The sequence below is a fragment of the Actinocorallia sp. API 0066 genome (assembly GCF_020991275.1).
GTDB lineage: Bacteria > Actinomycetota > Actinomycetes > Streptosporangiales > Streptosporangiaceae > Actinocorallia.
In genome coordinates this window covers 269302-287785 of sequence record NZ_JAJLQY010000010.1, presented here as the reverse complement: position 1 = coordinate 287785, position 18484 = coordinate 269302, and the positions used below count along the sequence as shown (strand labels likewise).

Annotated in this window: 20 protein-coding genes; 9 read left to right on the top strand and 11 right to left on the bottom strand. The window is 71.4% G+C overall.

Annotated features, from left to right (window positions below; translation table 11 throughout):
• Window positions 1-15 precede the first annotated feature (15 nt).
• From LO762_RS24815 to LO762_RS24795, 4 genes are all read right to left on the bottom strand, one after another.
• Window positions 16-1248 (bottom strand): FxsB family cyclophane-forming radical SAM/SPASM peptide maturase, encoded by a 1233-nt coding sequence (locus LO762_RS24815; RefSeq protein ID WP_230618410.1) that lies wholly within the window; start codon window positions 1246-1248, stop codon window positions 16-18.
• 83 nt (window positions 1249-1331) lie between these two features.
• Window positions 1332-1847 (bottom strand): GNAT family N-acetyltransferase, encoded by a 516-nt coding sequence (locus LO762_RS24810; protein WP_255687773.1) that lies wholly within the window; start codon window positions 1845-1847, stop codon window positions 1332-1334.
• A gap of 4 nt (window positions 1848-1851) precedes the next feature.
• Window positions 1852-2625: an HAD-IIA family hydrolase gene (locus LO762_RS24800; protein WP_255687772.1), complete on the bottom strand. Its 774-nt coding sequence runs from the start codon at window positions 2623-2625 to the stop codon at window positions 1852-1854.
• A gap of 57 nt (window positions 2626-2682) precedes the next feature.
• Entirely contained in the window at window positions 2683-3258 is a 576-nt protein-coding gene (locus LO762_RS24795) for an N-acetyltransferase (RefSeq protein WP_230618409.1), read from the bottom strand.
• Between the two features lie 33 nt (window positions 3259-3291).
• On the opposite strand from LO762_RS24795, the gene LO762_RS24790 reads away from it, so the two are divergent.
• Window positions 3292-3675 (top strand): gamma-glutamylcyclotransferase family protein, encoded by a 384-nt coding sequence (locus LO762_RS24790; protein ID WP_230618408.1) that lies wholly within the window; start codon window positions 3292-3294, stop codon window positions 3673-3675.
• Here LO762_RS24790 and LO762_RS24785 read toward each other — a convergent pair.
• On the bottom strand, window positions 3672-4634 hold the full coding sequence (locus LO762_RS24785; protein ID WP_230618407.1) for an NADPH:quinone oxidoreductase family protein: 963 nt from the start codon (window positions 4632-4634) through the stop codon (window positions 3672-3674). The genes LO762_RS24790 and LO762_RS24785 overlap by 4 nt on opposite strands.
• 39 nt (window positions 4635-4673) lie before the next feature.
• Window positions 4674-5150 (bottom strand): GNAT family N-acetyltransferase, encoded by a 477-nt coding sequence (locus tag LO762_RS24780; RefSeq protein ID WP_230618406.1) that lies wholly within the window; start codon window positions 5148-5150, stop codon window positions 4674-4676.
• Between the two features lie 167 nt (window positions 5151-5317).
• Here LO762_RS24780 and LO762_RS24775 point away from each other — a divergent pair, with 167 nt between their 5' ends.
• Together LO762_RS24775 and LO762_RS24770 are read left to right on the top strand one after the other, a co-directional pair.
• Complete coding sequence (locus tag LO762_RS24775) at window positions 5318-5563, top strand: WhiB family transcriptional regulator (protein ID WP_230618463.1); 246 nt, start codon at window positions 5318-5320, stop codon at window positions 5561-5563.
• 65 nt (window positions 5564-5628) lie between these two features.
• Window positions 5629-6246, top strand: coding sequence for a rhomboid family intramembrane serine protease (locus LO762_RS24770; RefSeq protein WP_230618405.1), 618 nt, complete (start codon window positions 5629-5631; stop codon window positions 6244-6246).
• Here LO762_RS24770 and LO762_RS24765 read toward each other — a convergent pair.
• From LO762_RS24765 to LO762_RS24755, 3 genes are all read right to left on the bottom strand, one after another.
• Entirely contained in the window at window positions 6243-6992 is a 750-nt protein-coding gene (locus LO762_RS24765; RefSeq protein WP_230618404.1) for an SDR family oxidoreductase, read from the bottom strand. The genes LO762_RS24770 and LO762_RS24765 overlap by 4 nt on opposite strands.
• Window positions 6993-7004: 12 nt before the next feature.
• Window positions 7005-8123, bottom strand: coding sequence for a hypothetical protein (locus tag LO762_RS24760; RefSeq protein ID WP_230618403.1), 1119 nt, complete (start codon window positions 8121-8123; stop codon window positions 7005-7007).
• Between the two features lie 322 nt (window positions 8124-8445).
• Complete coding sequence (locus LO762_RS24755; protein WP_230618402.1) at window positions 8446-9228, bottom strand: sporulation protein; 783 nt, start codon at window positions 9226-9228, stop codon at window positions 8446-8448.
• Window positions 9229-9465: 237 nt separating this feature from the next.
• On the opposite strand from LO762_RS24755, the gene LO762_RS24750 reads away from it, so the two are divergent.
• A complete protein-coding gene (locus tag LO762_RS24750) occupies window positions 9466-11298 on the top strand; it encodes an acyl-CoA dehydrogenase (RefSeq protein WP_230618401.1) in 1833 nt (610 codons plus the stop codon).
• Window positions 11299-11369: 71 nt separating this feature from the next.
• Here LO762_RS24750 and LO762_RS24745 read toward each other — a convergent pair whose 3' ends face one another.
• Window positions 11370-11942: a TetR/AcrR family transcriptional regulator gene (locus LO762_RS24745; RefSeq protein WP_230618400.1), complete on the bottom strand. Its 573-nt coding sequence runs from the start codon at window positions 11940-11942 to the stop codon at window positions 11370-11372.
• 98 nt (window positions 11943-12040) lie between these two features.
• On the opposite strand from LO762_RS24745, the gene LO762_RS24740 reads away from it, so the two are divergent.
• The 5 genes from LO762_RS24740 (at window position 12041) to LO762_RS24720 (ending at window position 16742) form a co-directional block, all read left to right on the top strand.
• A complete protein-coding gene (locus LO762_RS24740; RefSeq protein WP_230618399.1) occupies window positions 12041-12676 on the top strand; it encodes an NAD(P)-dependent oxidoreductase in 636 nt (211 codons plus the stop codon).
• Between the two features lie 115 nt (window positions 12677-12791).
• Window positions 12792-13049: a DUF6458 family protein gene (locus LO762_RS32850; RefSeq protein ID WP_308104497.1), complete on the top strand. Its 258-nt coding sequence runs from the start codon at window positions 12792-12794 to the stop codon at window positions 13047-13049.
• Between the two features lie 78 nt (window positions 13050-13127).
• Window positions 13128-14228, top strand: coding sequence for a pyruvate dehydrogenase (acetyl-transferring) E1 component subunit alpha (gene pdhA / locus LO762_RS24730; RefSeq protein ID WP_230618397.1), 1101 nt, complete (start codon window positions 13128-13130; stop codon window positions 14226-14228).
• On the top strand, window positions 14221-15231 hold the full coding sequence (locus LO762_RS24725) for an alpha-ketoacid dehydrogenase subunit beta (protein WP_230618396.1): 1011 nt from the start codon (window positions 14221-14223) through the stop codon (window positions 15229-15231). Before pdhA ends, LO762_RS24725 begins: the two co-directional genes overlap by 8 nt.
• Window positions 15225-16742, top strand: coding sequence for a dihydrolipoamide acetyltransferase family protein (locus tag LO762_RS24720; RefSeq protein WP_230618395.1), 1518 nt, complete (start codon window positions 15225-15227; stop codon window positions 16740-16742). The genes LO762_RS24725 and LO762_RS24720 overlap by 7 nt, the downstream gene beginning before the upstream one ends.
• Before the next feature lie 74 nt (window positions 16743-16816).
• Here the strand turns inward: LO762_RS24720 and LO762_RS24715 are convergent, their stop codons facing one another.
• Window positions 16817-18430 (bottom strand): hypothetical protein, encoded by a 1614-nt coding sequence (locus LO762_RS24715; RefSeq protein WP_230618394.1) that lies wholly within the window; start codon window positions 18428-18430, stop codon window positions 16817-16819.
• Window positions 18431-18484 lie beyond the last annotated feature (54 nt).

Below are 18484 nucleotides of genomic sequence, written 5' to 3'. Positions count from 1 at the left end.
GCCCTCGGGAAGCGGTCAGGGCGGCGGGGCGGCGTGGCCGACCCGCCGCCTCGCCACGTCGGCGCTGACGACGTCGTGCACGTGGGTGATGAGGCGCTTCAAATCGGCGCAGTAGACCGAAGGGTTGAGGAAGCCCGTCCCCGTCCGGTACCGGTGGGTGTAGTGGCCGCCCCCGCACACCCGGTGCAGAGGGCAGGACCGGCATGTCTCCGACAGCGCGCGGACGCCGATCTGGCGGGCGGCGATGGACGGGTGCATCAACGCCGTGGTGAACGGATCGCGGGAGACGTGCAGTGTGGTGCCGGCGGCGCCTTCGAACGCCGACTTGAGTGTGTCCACCTGCTCGATGCGCCCGTTCGTCTCGACGACGACCATGGAGATCGGGGAGAGACCGACCGCCTCGCTCGCCGAGTACTTGCCGGTGAGGAGACTGATGATCTCCAGGAAGAGGCGGACGCGGGTCCGGCCGGGGTCGTGGTACCAGCGGTCGAAGATGGTGATGAGCCAGTCCGCGTAGGGGGTGGAGGAGTCCGGGAGGCGGCCGGGCGGGGGCGTCGTCCAGTTGCCGTGCGGCAGCAGGAAGTCGACGCCGGGCGGGTCGTGCGCGAGCAGCGCCTCGTAGGTGGCGATGGGGTCGTTGCGCAGGTCGATGGTGGCCAGGAAGCCGGTGAACAGGTCGCGGTAGGCGGGTGACGTCAGGGCCCGCATGCCCGCCATGACGTCGCGGTGGCTGCCCCTGCCGTCGGCGCGTTTGCGGTGCAGGTCGTGGCCGGACTCGTCGCCGTCGAGGCTGACGCCGACCGAGACGCCGAACTTGGCGAACAGGTCGAGGAAGTCGGTGTCGATGAGCACGCCGTTGGTCTGCACGGTGAACTCGACCTCGACGTCGGGGTGCGCGGCGTCCCGGATCGCCTCGACCGCGTACCTGACGTGTTCGGGCCCGGCGAGCAGCGGTTCGCCGCCGTGCAGGGTGATGCCGACCTTGCGGAGCAGGTTCTCCCTGGCGTGCTCGGCGACGCGCCGCGCCACCTGGTCGATGATCGGCCGGGCCATCCGGCGGGGCTGGCTCTTCCACCCCTGGTCGGCCATCTCGTACATGTAGCAGTAGTCGCACGACAGGTTGCAGCGGCTGTGGATCTTGAGCACGAACTCCTGGAACGGCGTCGGCCGCCAGCCCGCCGCGAGCAGCCCGCGCATGTCGAGTGACCGCGGCCACTCGGGAGATTCGGCGCGCCCGACCACACCCATCCTGAACCCCCCTGAGTCCGGACGTTGGGGCGCGGCGCTGCGCACAATCCGTTCTGAAGAGGTATCGCGTTTTTCCAAGATCTTTAAACGTCGGCGGTGCGGGACCACCGTTCGTGGTCGTGCCAGGTGTTCCTGATGCGGATGAGGGAGCGGGCGAGGCCCTCGTAGGTGAAGCCGAGGGAGGCGGCCAGGCGGCGGGAGGCGGTGTTGGCGGGTTGGATCTCGGCCTCCAGGCGGTGGAGGGCGAGGGTGGTGAAGGCGTGGCGGATGGTGAGGGTGAGGCCCTCGGACATGTAGCCGCGGCGTTCGTGGCCGGTGAAGGCGGCGTAGCCGAGGGTGGCTTTCTGGTAGGAGCCCCGAACGATCTGGGTGAGGTTGACGTAGCCGACGAGGGCGCCGTCGGAGGCGCGGCGCAGGACGAAGCCGTGGGAGGTCTCGCCGTCGAGGCGGGCCAGATAGGCGGCGAACTCGCCGGGGGTCAGAGGCGGGTACACCCAGGGGGTGTGGAAGGGCTCGCTGGCGCGGGCGGCGGAGGTGAACTCGGCCATGTCCGCGGGGCCGACCGGGAGAAGACGGACTCGGGGGGTCTGCTCGTCCATCGCCTCACCGTACGCGGGCCAGGTCCGCGAGGAGGGCCGGGAGGTCGGCGACGGAGTCGATGACGTGGTCGGGGGCCTCGGGGGAGGCGGCGAGGTCGGCGGGGCGGAACTTGCCGGTGCGGACCTGGACGCCGGTGAGGCCCGCGTGCCGGGCGCCCAGGACGTCGGCGTGGAGGTCGTCGCCGACCATGACGCCGGTCGGGGCGCCGAGGCGGGTCAGGGCGGCGCGGAAGAAGTCGGCCGAGGGTTTCCCCACGACGTGGGCGCGGGCGCCCGTGGCGGCCTCCCAGCCGAGCAGGTAGGCGCCCGCGTCGAGGCTGAGGCCGTCCGCGGTGCGCCAGGAGAGGTTCCGTGCCATCGCGACGAGGAGGGCGCCGTCCAGGAGGAAGCGGAAGACGCGGTTCACCGTCGGGTAGTCGAAGACCGGGCCCGCGCCGCCGACCACAACGACGTCCGGGCGGTCCGTGACGAGGCGGACGCCGGGCAGGTCGGCCGTCACGTCGCCGGAGTTCAGCAGGAGGACCCGCGCGTCCGGGTGGTGCTCGGACAGATAGGACGCGGTCGCGGAGGTGGCCGTCATGACGTCGTCGGGGCCGACCGCGAAGCCCTCGGACGTCAGCGCCCCGGTGATCCGCGCCCTGGTCCGGGACGTCGTGTTGGTGAGGAGGAGCACGTCGTGGCCGTCGGCGCGGAGGCGGGCCAGCGCCTCGGGTGCGCCGGGCACGGCCCGCCAGCCGACCGTCAGGACGCCGTCGATGTCCAGGAGCACCGCTGCCATACCGGGGAATCTAGCCCGGAACGGACGCGGTCAAGCGTGCCGTGGATCACGAGGCCGTCACAGCCTCCTGCCCATCCACACGGTGTGCACGTTGGTGCGTAGGACGTCGAACCCGACGGCCGCGTAGAAGGCGAGCGCGTTGGTGTTGGCCGGATCGACGCCGAAGTGGACGCCAGGCGAGCCCGCCGCCACGAGTTCGCCAAGGAACTGGTCGATGAGCGCCCGGCCGTACCCCTTGCCGCGCGTCTCGGCCAGGAGGTTGATGTGCAGGTGCGACGGGTGCTCGCGCACGATCTCCTCGGGAGCGGGGAACGGGTGGTGGATGATGTGGATCATCCGCTCGTCCCGGGTGCTAGGCGAGGCGGGGTCCTCGGGGTAGCGCCTGCGCAGGTTGGGCCACCAGTCCTGGGCGCAGCGCTCCTCGAACGCGCGGGTGTCGGGCGTCCCGACGATGTAGCCGAGCACGGCGCCCTCGTCCACCACGGACGCGAACTGCGGCTCGAACCGCAGATACGGCCCGACATAGACATGCCCGACAAGACGGGGATCGTCATATCCATCCGGATCCGTCGCGGTGCGCAGGCAGATGTCATAGACGGCGTACTCGTCGTCCAGCCGGAACTTCCTGATCATCGTGTGTCCTCTCCACCGGTTATTTTGGGGTCCATGCCCGATCTTTTCGTCTATGGCACGCTGCGCTTCCCCGAGGTCCTGGACGCGCTGCTGGGCCGGGTCCCGCCGACGTCGCCCGCGAGCGCGTCCGGGTGGCGGGTGGCCGCGCTGCCGGGCGCCGCCTACCCGGGCCTGGTCGCCGCCCAGGGCACCGCGCGCGGACTCCTCCTGCACGGCCTCAGCGCCGCGGAGCTGGACGTCCTGCACGCCTACGAGGACGACGACTACACGGTCGAGACGATCGCGCTGGACGGCGGAGGGGAGGCCGTCGCCTACGTGTGGCGGCGCGAGGTGCTCGCGCACGACTGGGATCCGGGCGCCTTCGACGTCGCCGCGTGGGTGCCGGGCTGCGTCGCCTTCCGGGCGAGCCTCGGCTAGGGGACGAGGGCGACCTTGCCGACGACGCGGCGGGCCTGGAGGTCGGCGATCACCTCGGCGACGTCGGCGAGCGGCCTGACCTGCGGCGCGACCGGGTCGAGCCGTCCGTCGGCGACCATCGTGAGGGCGTCCTCCAGCAGGGCGCGCTGCCGGTCGGGGCCGGTGAGCGCCCACAGCCCCCAGTCGACGCCGACGACGGAGCGGTTGCGCAGCAGCACCTGGTTGAGTGGGACGGCGGGGATGCCCGCGGTGAACCCGATGACGGTGTAGCGGCCGAACTCGCGCAGCGCCCGCAGCACCACGGGGGCGAGCTCGCCGCCCACGGGGTCGAACACCACGTCCACGCCGCCGTCGCCGAACGCGCGGGCCGCCTTCTTGACGGCCTCGGGGTCGGCCGAGTCCACGACCTCGGAAGCACCGGCGGCGAGTGAGGCGGCCCGCTTCTCCGGGCTGGAGGCCGCGGCGAGAACGCGCGCGCCGAGCGCCTTCGCCACCTGCACCGCCGCGAGGCCGACGCCGCTACCGGCGCCCAGGGAGAGCACACTCTCCCCGGCGCGTAGGCCGACCCGCTCGCGCAGCGCGAAGAGCGCCGTGCAGTAGGACTGGGTGAACGTCGCGGCCCGGGGGAAGTCGAGCGCGTCCGGGACGCGCACGGCGCTGTCGGCGTTGATCACGGCATGCGCGGCGAATCCGCCGAACCCGCACATCGCGAGCACCCTGTCGCCGGGCGCGAAGCCCGTGACGCCGGGGCCGACCGCGCTGACGGTGCCCGCGATCTCGCTGCCCGGAGTGAACGGCAGCGGCGGTTTGATCTGGTACCGGCCCTCGACGAGGAGGCCGTCCACGTAGTTGACGCCCGCCGCCCCGACCGCCACGGCGAGCTGGCCGGGACCGGGCTCCAGCGCCTCGTCCTCGACCAGGGTGAGCTTTCCGAGTTCCGCGACCACGACCCGCACCATGGACCGAACCCTATTCGGTTTTGCTAGTGACGGGAAGGGTCACTCGTGCTCGGTGAGCAGGTAGCGCAGGCCCATGTGCGAGGGGCGGAAACCGACCTTCTGGTAGAACCGGATCGCGTCAGGCCGCTGCCGGTCTGTGGTGAGCTGAACCACACGGCAGCCCAGCGCGCGCGCTTCCTCGATCGCCCAGGAGAGCATCTCGTGGCCGACCCCGTGGCCGCGCAGGTCGCCCGCGACGCGCACGCCCTCGATCTGGGCGCGCGAACTGCCCATGTAGGTGAGGCCCGGAATGTAGGTGAGCTGCAGGGTCCCGACGACGTCGCCGTCCAGGTCGGCGACGATGAGCCGGTTGTTCGGGTCCGCGTCGATCTCGGCGAACGCGGCCTCGTAATGCTCGTTGACCTCGGGGGACTCCCGGGTGGCGCCCAGCACGTCGTCGGCGAGCAGTTTGACGATCTTCGCCAGGTCCGCGCGGGTTGCGTCGCGGAAAACCGGCGGCTTGCGGGTCCCTGTCATGGGACGCAGGGTATCCGGACACGCTTGTGTTGCTTTCACGTGCCCTTGCCGTAACGCTCGCTTGTAGTACTACAGCTCGTAGTACTACATTGGGTGGCACCCCCAAGTGAGCACGCGAGGAGGCGTGAGCCTTGAAAGCCACCATGTACCGTGACCCGGCCAACCCGATGGCGGTGCGCAAGGACGCCGACGACCACTGGACCGACCTTGCCGAGTGCAGGGGCGCCGACCCGGAGATCTTCTACCCGATCAGCGACCTCGGCCCGGCCCGTGACCAGGTCGGCGAGGCCAAGCGGGTCTGTTACCGCTGCGCCGTCGCTGCCGAGTGTCTCGACTGGGCGCTGCGCGCGGGCGAGCCCGCCGGGATCTGGGGCGGCACCACGCCCGAGGAACGGCGCTATCTTCGACGGTAATCTAGGGACAAATCGGGTACGCCGCACGTTGTCGAGAGAGACGACGGACGAGGATAGAACCCCCGATGAGTGAACGAAGCAGGGCGTTCGGCAGGCGGGCCGCCGGTGAGATCGGCACCCAGGCCACCCGGGCACTCGCCGCCGCCGCCCTGGTGCTCACCGTCCTCGTGGGCATGTGGATCCTCGAAGGTGTGGACTACGTGCTCGGCGGGCAGCTCGACACCTACGGCATCCGCGCGCGCGACGTCGGCGACCTCCCCCAGATCGCCACCGCGCCCTTCCTGCACGGCAACTTCGAACACCTCATGGCCAACACCGTGCCCTTCGCGGTGCTCGGCTTCCTCGCCGCCCTGCGCGGCCTCGGCAAGTTCCTGACGATGAACCTCATCGTCATCGTCGTCGGCGGGCTCGGCGTGTGGTTCACCGGCCCGCCGAACTCCGAGACGCTCGGCGCGAGCATCCTCGTCTTCGGCTACTTCGGCTATCTGCTGGGCCGCGGCGTCTTCGAACGGCACATCGGCGACGGGCTCATCGCCGTCGCGGTCGTGCTGCTGTACGGCGGCATCGTCTACGGGGTCATCCCGACCGACGCCCGCATCTCCTGGCAGGGACACCTGTTCGGCCTCATCGGCGGCCTCATCGCGGCGTTCCTCCTGCGCCGCAAACGGTCGGCCGCCTACTAGGCGCGCGGGCGGATCGAGAGGTCCGTCACGACGGCGTCCGCCGGGGTGCCCAGGGCGCCGACGATCGCACGGGCGACGGTAGCCGGCTGGATGTAATCCGCCGGGTCATAAGGCGCCGACTCCTGAGCCCGCACCCGACGCTGCATCTCACTGGCCGTCCGCCCCGGATACACCGTGGTGACGCGCAAGGCCGGTTCCTCCTGGCGGAGCGAATCAGCGAGGGCCTTCAAGCCGTGCTTGCTCGCCGCGTAGGCGGACCAGTTCGGGTGCGCGCGCAGGCCCGCGCCGGAGTTGACGAACACCACGTGCCCGCCCGCCGCGCGCAGCGACGGCAGCAGGAGGCGGGTCAGTTCGGCGGCCCCCACGAGGTTGACCATCAGCTGGTCGATCCAGGTGTCGGCGTCCAGTTCGGCGACCGTGCCGAGGTCGCAGACGCCCGCGCTGTGCACCACGCCGTCCAGGGCGGGCGGCAGGTCGGCGAGGGCGAGCGCCGCCTCGATCCGGCGCGGCTCGGCGAGGTCGAGCGGCACCGTGCGGACCGGCTGGCCGGAAGGGCGCCCCTCGCCCTGCGGCAGCGCCCACGCCTGCGTCTTCCCGTACGGGGCGGCCGCGAACCGGGCGGCGATCTTGGTGAGCCGTTCCGGTGAGCGCGCCGTCAGCACGAGGTCGTGCCCCTGTTCGCGCAGCAGCTCCGCGGTGGCCAGCCCGATCCCCCCGGTGGCCCCCGTGATCAGATAAGTCCCCAACGCACCTGCCCCCTAGCCGGGCCTCAGTACTCGCGTCACCCCGGCGACCAGCGCCGTGGCGAGAATCCACCCTGAGGCGATGATTGCGTAAGCCGGCCACTGGGTCCACCCCACCGGATCCCACGCCTGGCGCAGCCCGAACGCGCCGATCGGGATCACCAGGTCCACGACGTAGATCAGCGCCTGGAAGTCGGGAAGCTCCCCCGGCTCCTTGATCGGCCGTGGCGGCACGGCGCTGAACACCGCGGTCCCCGCCGCGATGATCACCGCGAGCCACGCGGCGGCCAGCCAGGGCCGGTACCCGTAGCCGACGGTCCAGTCCAGCAGCAGGCCCCAGAGCCGGCCGTGCCACGGCTGGGCCTGCCTGCGGCGGCGGAACTTCATCAGCTGGGCGCGCCGCGCGAGCTGCTCGTGGCCGTCGCGCAGCGCCCAGGCGGAGAGCTGTTCGTACGGCTGGGAGCGGAAGCCGTCGGGGTCGCGGTCGGCCCAGTCGAGCCGCCGCTCCGGATCGGCGCCGCGGAGCGTCTCGTAGACGGCGCCGTCGAGCCGCAGGTGCGCCGGCCAGGTGTCGGTCCGGTCGAGGAGGACGCCGATCCGGGCGTAGGCGAGCGACACGACGCCCTCAACGGGCTCGTCCGGGGTCAGGATCAGTTCCCGGATGTCGGTGTGCGAAAGCTGGACCGCGAGCCGTCCAGGGGCGCTGAGCGTCCCGGCGCGGTCGAAGGAGAGCGTGCCGTCCACCCGCGCCCCGCGCAGCTTGACGGTGCCCTCCGCGCGGAACCCGGCCGCGCACTCCATCGCGTCGGTGACGGCGATGTTCTGCCCGTCCAGCGCGAGCCTGCCGGGGTTGACCAGCTCCGTGCCCTCCAGGAAGAGCCCTCCGTTGATCCGGGAGCCGGTCAGGCGGACGCCGCCCTCGATGCGGCACCGCCGCGCGAACACCCCCGCTTCGACGGCCATGCCGCCCGCGAACATCGCGAAGTGCCCGTCCTTCGTGGTGATCCGCGCGTCGTTCAGGGTGAGGCCGCCCGCGAGCTGCGCCCTGCGCAGCCCGAGCTGGCCGTCGATGACGGACCGGTCGAGCACGAGCGCGGACTCGGCGGCGAGGCCGGTGGCCTGGAGGCCGGGCATGACGCACTCGACGAGCCGGAGCCGCCGGACGCGGGCGCCCTCCAGGAGCGGCGCGGCCTCGAAGACACAGGCTTCGAGGCTCAGTTCGCGGGTGATGTCGCCGCCGGACAGGTCCAGGACCCCGGTGATCAGTGCGCCGCGCAGCCGGACGGCGGGGATGCCGCCGTCCGCGGCGGGAAGGGGGCCGAGGAGGAGTCGGGCGAGTACCGCCGCCCCGACCTCGGGGTCGGGGCGGCCGGTGAGGTCGACGAGGAGGCCGTGCGGACAGGCGTCCGACAGCTCCTGCTCCGCGCTGTTCAGGGTGCCCTCCCGGGGGATGGGGCTAGAACCAGCCGCGCTTCTGGCCGGCCTGCTGGAGGAGGCCGTCGATGTTCTGCTCCCAGTTGGCGTGCTCGAAGCCCTGGTTCGGGACGGTGAAGCGCAGGAAGGTGTCGTGGCTGCCGCCGAAGGTGGTGCGCTTGTCGAGCTCCAGGATGACCTCGGTGCTGGCCGGGTTGCTCACGAACGTCACCTCCAGCTGCTTGAACGCGTGCGCGTAGCGGCCGCCCGGGTGGAACTCGATCTCCTGGTAGAACGGCAGTAGCTGGTTGACGCCGTAGATGCGGCCCTTCTCGCAGTCGGCGTTCCGGAAGTGGAAGCCGAGGTTGGAGAAGGCCGCCAGGATGCGCTCCTGGGCGGGCAGCGGGTGCACCGCGATGGGGTCGAGGTCGGTGGCGTCGATCGCGCGGGCGACCTCCAGCTCGGTGGCGACGCCGACGGTGGTGCCGCGCAACGGCTGGCCGTACATGTGGGTGAGCGGGGTCTCCCACGGCACCTCGAGCTGGAACGGGAAGCTGTGCCGCACGCCGGGCTGGAGCTGGAAGCGGCCCGCGAGGTGCGCCTTGGCGTACTTCTCGTTGCGGGTGTACTCGCTGTCGTCGGTCTCGACCTCGACGCGGGTGACGAGCGCCACGTTGATGCCGAGGATGTCCGACTCGTGGTCGCCGCCGAGCAGGTGGATGTCACCGCTGATGATCCCGCCCGGACGGACGTTGGCGTCCCTCAGGACCGTGTCGATGGAGGGGCCACCGACTCCGAAGGCGCCGAGAAGCTTCTTGAAGACCACTGTTACGTCTCTCCTTGGGTGTTGGCGGGGGCCACAGTCGAACTCTGCTCTTTTAGTCGCGTTCCACAAGCAGGACGTTCCTGATGATCTAACCACAAATAATGTGGTATGAGTCACACGCGAACCAGGTTCTCCCCAAGGCTTGCCACCGGTTACTGACGGGTAGCATCATGGATAGTTACTAACCGGTAGAGCGGGCCGACCGGCACCGCCGACGAGCTAGACGGGGTGTCACCCATGGGGCACTACAAGGCCAACCTTCGGGACATCGAGTTCAACCTCTTCGAGGTGTTCAACCGCCAGGAGGTTCTGGGCACCGGCCCGTTCGCCGAGATCGACGAGGACACCGCCCGCGGCGTCCTGGACGAGGTGAACCGCCTGACGACCGGCCCGGTCGCGGAGTCCTTCGAGGACGCCGACCGCCACCCGCCGGTCTTCGACCCGGCCACCGGCGACGTGAAGATGCCGGAGTCCTTCAAGAAGTCCTTCAAGGCATGGATGGACGCCGAGTGGTTCCGGCTCGACCTGACGCCGGAGCTGGGCGGCACCAACGCGCCGCGCACGCTCACCTGGGCCGTCGCCGAGCAGGTCCTGGGCGCCAACCCGGCGATCTACATGTTCTCCTCCGGCCCCGGCTTCGCGCAGATCCTCTTCAACGAGGGCAACGAGGAGCAGAAGAAGTTCGCGCAGCTGGCCGTTGAGCGCCAGTGGGGCGCGACCATGGTGCTGACCGAGCCCGACGCGGGCTCCGACGTCGGCGCGGGCCGGGCCAAGGCCGTCCAGCAGCCCGACGGCACCTGGCACATCGAGGGCGTCAAGCGCTTCATCACCTCGGCCGAACACGACATGGCCGAGAACATCTTCCACCTGGTGCTGGCCCGCCCCGAGGGCGCCGGACCGGGCACCAAGGGCCTGTCCCTGTTCCTCGTGCCGAAGTACCACGTGGACCTCGAGACGGGCGAGCTGGGCGAGCGCAACGGCGCCTACGTCACCAACGTCGAGAAGAAGATGGGCCTGAAGGTCTCCACTACCTGCGAGCTCACCTTCGGCGAGAAGCACCCCGCGGTCGGCACCCTCGTCGGCGACAAGCACGAGGGCATCCGTCAGATGTTCCTCGTCATCGAGTACGCCCGCATGATGGTCGGCACGAAGGCGATCGCCACCCTCTCGACCGGTTACCTGAACGCGCTGGAGTACGCCAAGGAGCGCGTCCAGGGCGCCGACCTCACGCAGCAGACCAACAAGGCCGCGCCGCGCGTCACCATCACCCACCACCCGGACGTCCGCCGCTCGCTCATCACCCAGAAGGCTTACGCCGAGGGCATGCGCGCGCTCGTGCTGCTGACCGCGACCTACCAGGACGCGGTACAGATCGCCGCCCACGAGGGCCGCCACGACGAGCTGTCGGAGAAGCTGAACGACCTGCTGCTCCCGATCGTCAAGGGCTTCGGCTCGGAGCGGTCCTACGCGCTGCTGGGCGCCGAGTCGCTGCAGACGCTGGGCGGCTCCGGCTTCCTGCAGGAGTACCCGATCGAGCAGTACATCCGGGACTCCAAGATCGACACCCTGTACGAGGGCACCACCGCGATCCAGGGCCTCGACCTGTTCTTCCGCAAGATCCTCCGCGACCAGGGCGCCACGCTGAACGTGCTGGCGAACCAGATCAAGGAGTTCGCGGCGTCCGAGTCCGGCAACGGCAGGCTGAAGGCCGAGAGGGCGTTCCTCGCCCAGGCCGTCGCCGACACCGAGGGCATCATCGGCGCCATGGTCAACGCGGCGCTGGGCTCGATGGAGAACCCGAAGGAGATCTACAAGATCGGGTTGAACTCGACCCGTCTCCTGCTGGCCCTCGGCGACACCGTCGTGGCGTGGCTGCTGCTGCGTCAGGCGACCATCGCCCTGGAGAAGCTGTCCGGCGACGTCTCCGACGCCGACCGCGACTTCTACACCGGCAAGGTCGCCGCCGCCCAGTTCTTCGCGGCCAACGTGCTGCCCCGCATCACCTCCGACCGCCTCATGGTCGAGAACACCACGCTCGACATCATGGAGCTGCCGGAGTCGGCCTTCTAAGGCACCTCGGCTCTCTGCCACCCTGGACGCCCCCGCCGATCGCCCTCGGCGGGGGCGTCTCCTTTTTCCCGCTAGAGGGGGCCGAGAAGGGCGGTGGCCAGGGAGGCGGCGAAGGAGCGCGGCGCGGGGGCGGCGTCGGGCCCTTCGGTGTAGTAGCGCAGGAACGCCTGCTGGAAGCAGGCGCCGACGAGGAGCGCGGCCGCGGCCTCGGGGTCGGTCCGCGCGGCGACGCGGCCGTGTGCCTGCTCGGCGCGCAGGTAGGCGGCGAGGGCGGCGACGGGACGGGCGGGGGTGCCGCCGTGCCGGGCCAGCGCGTCGCGGTGCGCGGCCATCCGCTGCGGGTCGGCCAGCAGCGCGCCGAACATCGGGAAGGACTCCCGGTAGAAGTCCAGGTAGGCGTGCGCGAGGTCGGTGAGGGTCTCGGCGAGGTCGCCCTCGCCCGGCCGCAGCGTCACCCGTGACGGTCCGGGCAGCCGCTCTTCGAGGACGGCGAGCAGCAGCCGTTCCTTGTCGCCGAAGTACTTGTACAGCGTCGGCTCCGACACGCCGGACGCCAGCGCGATCTCCCTGGTCGTCGCCTGCGCGATGCCGCGCGTGCGCAGCAGCCCGGCGGCCGCGTCGAGAATCCGTTCCCGTGTGCTCACCTCGGCACGCCCTTTCCCGCGCTCTGCCATTGACGGATTAGTGAACACTAGCGGAGTATGGAGGTTAGTGTTCACTAGCCCCCGAGGGGAGCACCACCATGCGACTCACCGTCCTGGGCGCGACCGGCCGCACCGGCCGCCACCTCGTCCGCCAGGCGCTCGACGCCGGACACCACGTCACAGCCGTCGTCCGCGACCCGGCCCGGCTGGATCCGGCCGACCACCCGCTCCTGGAGGCGGTCACCGCCGACCCGCTCGACCCGGCGGCACTCGCCCCCGCCGTCGACGGGCGCGACGCCGTCCTGTCCGCGCTCGGCCCGAACAACCGCGCGGACGGCACCGTCTGCGCGGACGGCGCCCGCTCCGCCGTCAAGGCCATGCGGGCGGTCGGTGTGGGCCGCCTCGTCGTCGTCAGCGCCAGCGGCCCCTTCATCGACGACGGCGACGGCCCCTTCACCCGTGTCGTCTTCAAGCCGCTCCTCCGCCGCCTCTTCCTGGACACCCCGTTCACCGACCTGGAGAACGCCGAGCGCGAGATCCGCGCCAGCGGCCTCGACTGGACACTCGTCCGCCCGCCCCGCCTCACCGAAGGCAAGCCCCGCCCCTACCGGACCGTCCTCGACCGCAACGTCCGCGGCGGCACCACACTCTCGCGCGCCGACCTGGCCACCGCCGTCCTCAACGCCCTCGCCGACCCCGCTACCGTCCACCACCACGTCTCCGTCGGCTACTAGCCCCGTCGGCCCGTCTCGCGCGCGGGTGTGACGGAACAAGGGGTGGCGGAGATTGGTCGGGGGAGGCGATCATGGATCTTGTTGCGGGCGGGTACAGAAGATTTACCGAAGGCCGGTGTTCGCGCGAGAGAGGTCCGGTTCTGTGGGATTCGGCGTAGCCATTTTTGTGATCACTCTTGGCGCCATCCTCAAGTTCGCGGTCAACGCGGATCTGGGGCCGGTCGACATCAACGCGATCGGGGTGATCCTGATGATCGTCGGGGTCGCGACGTTCGTGTTGCAGTTCGTCTTCGCGCGGCAGTTGGAGAACGAGGGGCCACCCCGGGCGAACGGCCACGCGGGGCGCGACACCTCGCACGACGGGGACGACTGACGAACCCGACGCGCGGGGCCGTTTCGACGACTGATCGGGGCGCGGGCGGGTAGGTCTCCTTCAAGGAAGGAGGCGGCCGTGACAGTAGACGCGCACACCGCCCGGGACGCCGAACTCGTCCAGCTTCTCACCCCCGAGGGCGAACGGCTGGAGCACCCCGACTACCCCCTGAGCCTCTCCGACCAGCAGCTCCGCGACCTCTATCGCGATCTTGTGGTCGTCAGAGCCCTCGATCTCGAGTCCGTCGCGCTGACCCGCAGGGGCGAGCTCGGCCTATGGCCGTCCCTGCTCGGCCAGGAGGCCGCCCAGGTCGGTTCGGGCCGCGCGCTGGGCGCCGGCGACATGGTCTTCCCGACCTACCGGGAGCACGCGGTCGCCTACTGCCGCGGCATGCCCTGGCTCAACATCCTCAGGCTGTTCCGCGGCGTCAACCACGCGGGGTGGGATCCGAAGGAGTTCGGCTTCCACCTGTACACGATCGTCATCGGCACCCAGACGCTGCACGCCACCGGCTACGCGATGGGCATCCAGCGGGACGGCCACCACGGCACCGGCATCGGAGACACCGCCCTCGCCTACTTCGGCGACGGCGCCACCAGCCAGGGCGACGTGAACGAGTCGTTCGTGTGGGCGGCGGTCTACAACGCGCCGATCGTGTTCTTCTGCCAGAACAACCAGTGGGCGATCTCCGAGCCGTTGGAGCGCCAGACGCGGATCCCGCTCTACCGGCGGGCGCAGGGGTTCGGCTTCCCCGGCGTCCGGGTGGACGGCAACGACGTGCTGGCCTGCCTCGCCGTCACGCGCCGCGCCCTGGACCGCGCGCGGACGGGCCAGGGGCCGTCGCTCATCGAGGCGTTCACCTACCGGATGGGCGCCCACACCACCACCGACGACCCGACCCGCTACCGGCACTCCGACGAGCTCGAAGCCTGGAAGCTCAAGGATCCGATCGCGCGGGTGAAGGCGTACCTGTCGCGCACGGGCCTGGCGAACGCCCAGTTCTTCGAGGAGGTGGACGTGCAGGCCGCGGAGGCGGCGGTCGAGCTTCGGGCCGCCTGCCTCGCCCTGCCCGACCCGAGCCCGGACGCGCTGTTCCAGCACGTCTACGCCGCGCCGCACAGGCTGCTGGAGGAGGAGCGAGCCGCTTACGAGACGTACCTGGCGGGTTTCCATGACTGAGGTGACGGCACCGGAGCAGAGCGCCCCGCTGACGGGCACCCAGACGCTGACGTTGGCGAAGGCGCTGAACGCGGGGATGCGGCGGGCGATGGCGGAGGACCCGAAGGTCCTCGTGATGGGCGAGGACGTGGGCAGGCTCGGCGGCGTGTTCCGGGTGACGGACGGCCTGCAGCGCGAGTTCGGCGAGGACAGGGTGATCGACACCCCGCTCGCCGAGTCCGGGATCATCGGCACGGCGATCGGTATGGCGCTGCGCGGGTACCGGCCGGTCTGCGAGATCCAGTTCGACGGTTTTGTCTTCCCGGCGGCCAACCAGATCATCACCCAGCTCGCCAAGATGCGCCTGCGCTCGCTCGGGCAGGTGACGCTGCCGGTGGTGGTGCGCATCCCGTGCGGCGGCGGGATCGGCGCGGTCGAGCACCACAGCGAGTCGCCCGAGGCGTACTTCGCGCACACCGCGGGCCTGCGGGTCGTCGCCTGTTCCAACCCGGTGGACGCGTACTGGATGCTCCAGGAGGCGATCGCCTGCCCTGACCCGGTCGTCTTCTTTGAGCCGAAGCGCCGCTACTGGGACAAGGCTCCCGTGGACACCGAGGCGCCCGCCGCCCCGATGGGCGACGCGGTCGTCGTCAGGGAGGGCACGGATGCGACGCTGCTGGCTTACGGGCCGATGGTGAAGACGTGCCTGGAGGCGGCGGAGGCGGACGACAGGTCGCTGGAGGTCGTTGACCTGCGGTCGCTCTCCCCGCTGGACACACCCGCCCTGGAGGCGTCCGTCCGCAAGACGGGCAGGTGCGTCGTGGTGCACGAGGCGCCCGTGTTCGGCGGCCTCGGCGGCGAGATAGCCGCCCGGATCACCGAGGCGTGCTTCTACCACCTGGAGGCGCCCGTCCTACGCGTCGGCGGGTTCGCCACCCCCTACCCGGCCTCCCGGCTGGAGGACCACTACCTGCCCGACCTCGACCGGATCCTGGACACGGTGGATCGGACGTTCGCATGGTGAAGTACTTCAACCTGCCCGACGTCGGGGAGGGCCTGACCGAGGCCGACATCGTGCGCTGGCACGTCACGCCGGGCGACAGGGTCGAGGTCAACCAGACAATCGTCGAGATCGAGACGGCCAAGGCGATCGTGGAGCTTCCGTCCCCGTTCGCCGGGATCGTGCGGGAACTGCTGGCCGAGGAGGGCCAGACGGTGCCCGTCGGCACCCCGATCATCGGCGTGGAGGAGCACGCGGCGTCGGGCGCGGGCCCGAAGGAGCCGCTGCACCCGTCGCCCGTCGCCGATCCCGGCACCCACATCGGCCCCGCGACGGGCCCGGACGCCCCGGCCGAGCCGCCGCCGTCGCCCTCGGGGCGGACCCCTGTGCTCGTCGGCTACGGCGTGAAGCCGGGCGCGACGAGGCGCCGTCCGCGCAATACGGGCCCTTCGGGGCGCGGCGGCCCTGCCCGGCCGTCCGCACCGTCCGCGCCGTCCGCGCCCCGGCAGGGCGAGCCGTCGGCTTACGCCCCGGCGCAGAGCCGGGGGGAGGGGCCGGGCGCGCTCGCCAAGCCGCCGGTCCGCAAGCTGGCCAAGGATCTCGGCGTGGATCTCGCGACGGTCGTCGGCACCGGCCCGCGCGGCTCGGTCACCCGCGAGGACGTCCGCGCGCGGGCCGCCGCGTGGCGTCATGGCCGCGCCGCCGCCACCGAAGCCCCCGCCCCGCCGACGGAGCGCGCCGCGCCCGGCTGGGAGGCGGGGGTGCCCGCCGCGCCGCCGCGGCCGGGTCCCACGGCCGCGGCGCCCGTCGCGCACGGGGCTGAGGAGGCGCTGGGGGAGCGCGTGCCGGTCAAGGGGGTCAGGAGGGCGATGGCGGCTGCCATGGTCTCCTCGGCCTTCTCCGCGCCGCACGTGACGGAGTTCCTCCAGGTGGACGTCACCCGCGCGGTGCGGACGACCGAGAAACTCCGTGGCTACCCCGAGTTCGAGGGCGTCAGGTTCAGCCCGATGCTGCTCGCCGCGCGGGCGCTGCTGCTGGCGCTGCGCCGCAACCCGCTGGCGAACTCCTCCTGGACGGACGGCGAGGGCGCCGCCGAGATCGTCGTGCACCCGCACGTCAACCTGGGTGTCGCCGTCGCCACGGACAGGGGCCTGCTCGTGCCGAACGTCAAGGCCGCCGACACGCTGCCGCTACCGGAACTCGCCGTAACGCTCGCGGAGCTCGTGGCGCGGACGCGGGCGGGCAAGGCGACCCCGGCGGAACTGTCCGGCGGCACCGTCACGCTCACCAACGTCGGCGTGTTCGGCGTGGACGCGGGCACCCCGATCCTCACCCCCGGCGAGGTCGCGATCCTGGCGGTCGGCGCCTTCCGCGACCTGCCCTGGGTGCACAAGGGCAAGGTCAAACCCCGCAAGGTCGCGACCCTCGCCCTGTCCTTCGACCACCGCGTCCTGGACGGCGCCACGGGCTCCGCCCTCCTCCGCGACATCGGCGACCTCCTCACCGACCCCTTCCACCTCCTGGCCCGTGGCTAGTTGTTTTGGGCCCGGGGGCGGGCGCTTTTGCGGGCCCGACTGCGTCGGGAGCGCCCGCCCCGGGCCGTGTTCGTTTAGTCGCGGGAGAGGGCTCGGGTGGCGCCGGCGGCGACGGTGAGGCCGAGGACGAGGCCGGCGGCGACGAGGACGTTGGCGACCCACTGGTAGACGCCTTCGGGCGCGAAGACGCCCTCCTGGCCGAGCGAGCCCAGCGGCAGGAGGAGGTCGAGCGTGTAGAAGAAGGCGTTGAAGTGCGGGCTGTGGCCGTCGTCGAGGATGTCCGGCTTCTCCAGGCTGAAGATGACCGTCCCGGCGGCCAGGAGGGCGGCCAGCCAGGCAAGGGCCCGGAAGGGGCGGTACCCGTAGCCGACGAGGATGTCCTGGAGGTAGCCGAGCAGCCTGTGCGGCACCGCCAGGGTGGAGCGCCGGTCCCGCTGCTTGGCGAGCTGGACGGACCTGCCTTCGGCGTCGAGGCCGAGCGTCCGGTAGGTGGCGGCGAGCCGCTCGTAGGGCTGCGGCTGGTAGCCGTCGCGGTCCCTGCGGATCCAGTTGAGCCGGGTCTTGGCGGCCAGCGGCGGGTCGAGCGTCTCGTAGGCGAGGCCGTCGAGCTGGAACGCGTGCGGCCAGGTCAGCGGGTCGTCGCGGAGCACGCCGATCCGGGCGTAGGAGAGGTCCACGACGCCGTCCACGGGCACCGCCGGCCGCAGCAGCAGCTCCTCGGCGGTGAGCCGCTGCACGCTGAGCGCCGTCTTGTCCGGGTTGGCCAGCCGGGCACCCTTGAAGCTGAGCTGCCCGCCGATCTTGGCGCCCGCGAACGTCGCCTCGCCGACGCAGGTGAAGTCGTCGGAGCAGTACACGTCGGTGTCGACGTTGAGGTCGTCGGCGTTGAGCGCGCGCTTGCCCGCGTTGCTGATCCGCGCGCCCACCAGCGACAGGTACCCGCCGACGCGCGCGCCGCGCAACCGCACCTCGCCCTCGGCCACGAACCCTTCGTCGCAGAACACGTTGGCCGCCACGTCCAACCGTGACGCGTACAGGGCGGGACGGCCGGGGTTGCGCAGTGTCGCGTCACGGAAGATCAGCTGGCCGCCGATCCGCGCGCCCGGAAGCCGCACTTCCCCCTCGGCCTTGAACCCCCGGTCGCAGTAGACGTTGGCCTCGACCTGGAGCCTGTCGCCGAGCAGCGCGTCGCCGCCGGGCACCGGCAGTTGGACGCCGCTCAGGTTGAGGATGCCGCTGACGTGCGCCCCGTCCAGCCACAGGCCGCCGTCGAGGACGCTGCCCTCCAGCCACAGGTGCCCGTCCACCCGCGTGCCCGAGGCGATCAGCCCCGGAAGGCGGCACTGGATGAAGTGGACGGACTGCATCTGCGCCCAGTAAAGGCGGGGCGGCTCCTGGAAGACGCATCCCGTCAACGCGATCGGGACCGTCACCTCCGCGTGGCCGAGATCCAGCAGATCGGTGATGTAGCCGCCGCTCAGCCTTACCGCAGGCACCTTGCCCGGCTCCGGCTCCCGCGCGCCCGTGAGAAGCGCCACGATCACCTGCGCGCGGACTCTCCGGTGCGGCCCCCACTGCCCCGCCTGCTCGGTGGGCTCCATGCCGGTGGGGGACAGGTCCACGGGCTCGCCGGAGGGGAAGGCGTCCCAGAGGCGCCGTTCTGCGGGGGTGAGGTCCGAGGGGTCCAAGGCGGCTCCTGGGGGGCACATCGGCGGGGGTGCCGTACGCTTTCCGGTGCGGTG

What these genes read in the sequence shown, in the direction of transcription:
- LO762_RS24815 (WP_230618410.1), bottom strand. Translation starts at nt 1,248, where the DNA reads ATGGGTGTGGTCGGGCGCGCCGAATCTCCCGAGTGGCCGCGGTCACTC.
- LO762_RS24810 (WP_255687773.1), bottom strand. Translation starts at nt 1,847, where the DNA reads ATGGACGAGCAGACCCCCCGAGTCCGTCTTCTCCCGGTCGGCCCCGCG.
- LO762_RS24800 (WP_255687772.1), bottom strand. Translation starts at nt 2,625, where the DNA reads ATGGCAGCGGTGCTCCTGGACATCGACGGCGTCCTGACGGTCGGCTGG.
- LO762_RS24795 (WP_230618409.1), bottom strand. Translation starts at nt 3,258, where the DNA reads ATGATCAGGAAGTTCCGGCTGGACGACGAGTACGCCGTCTATGACATC.
- LO762_RS24790 (WP_230618408.1), top strand. Translation starts at nt 3,292, where the DNA reads ATGCCCGATCTTTTCGTCTATGGCACGCTGCGCTTCCCCGAGGTCCTG.
- LO762_RS24785 (WP_230618407.1), bottom strand. Translation starts at nt 4,634, where the DNA reads ATGGTGCGGGTCGTGGTCGCGGAACTCGGAAAGCTCACCCTGGTCGAG.
- LO762_RS24780 (WP_230618406.1), bottom strand. Translation starts at nt 5,150, where the DNA reads ATGACAGGGACCCGCAAGCCGCCGGTTTTCCGCGACGCAACCCGCGCG.
- LO762_RS24775 (WP_230618463.1), top strand. Translation starts at nt 5,318, where the DNA reads ATGGCGGTGCGCAAGGACGCCGACGACCACTGGACCGACCTTGCCGAG.
- LO762_RS24770 (WP_230618405.1), top strand. Translation starts at nt 5,629, where the DNA reads ATGAGTGAACGAAGCAGGGCGTTCGGCAGGCGGGCCGCCGGTGAGATC.
- LO762_RS24760 (WP_230618403.1), bottom strand. Translation starts at nt 8,123, where the DNA reads ATGCCCGGCCTCCAGGCCACCGGCCTCGCCGCCGAGTCCGCGCTCGTG.
- LO762_RS24750 (WP_230618401.1), top strand. Translation starts at nt 9,466, where the DNA reads ATGGGGCACTACAAGGCCAACCTTCGGGACATCGAGTTCAACCTCTTC.
- LO762_RS24740 (WP_230618399.1), top strand. Translation starts at nt 12,041, where the DNA reads ATGCGACTCACCGTCCTGGGCGCGACCGGCCGCACCGGCCGCCACCTC.
- LO762_RS24725 (WP_230618396.1), top strand. Translation starts at nt 14,221, where the DNA reads ATGACTGAGGTGACGGCACCGGAGCAGAGCGCCCCGCTGACGGGCACC.
- LO762_RS24720 (WP_230618395.1), top strand. Translation starts at nt 15,225, where the DNA reads ATGGTGAAGTACTTCAACCTGCCCGACGTCGGGGAGGGCCTGACCGAG.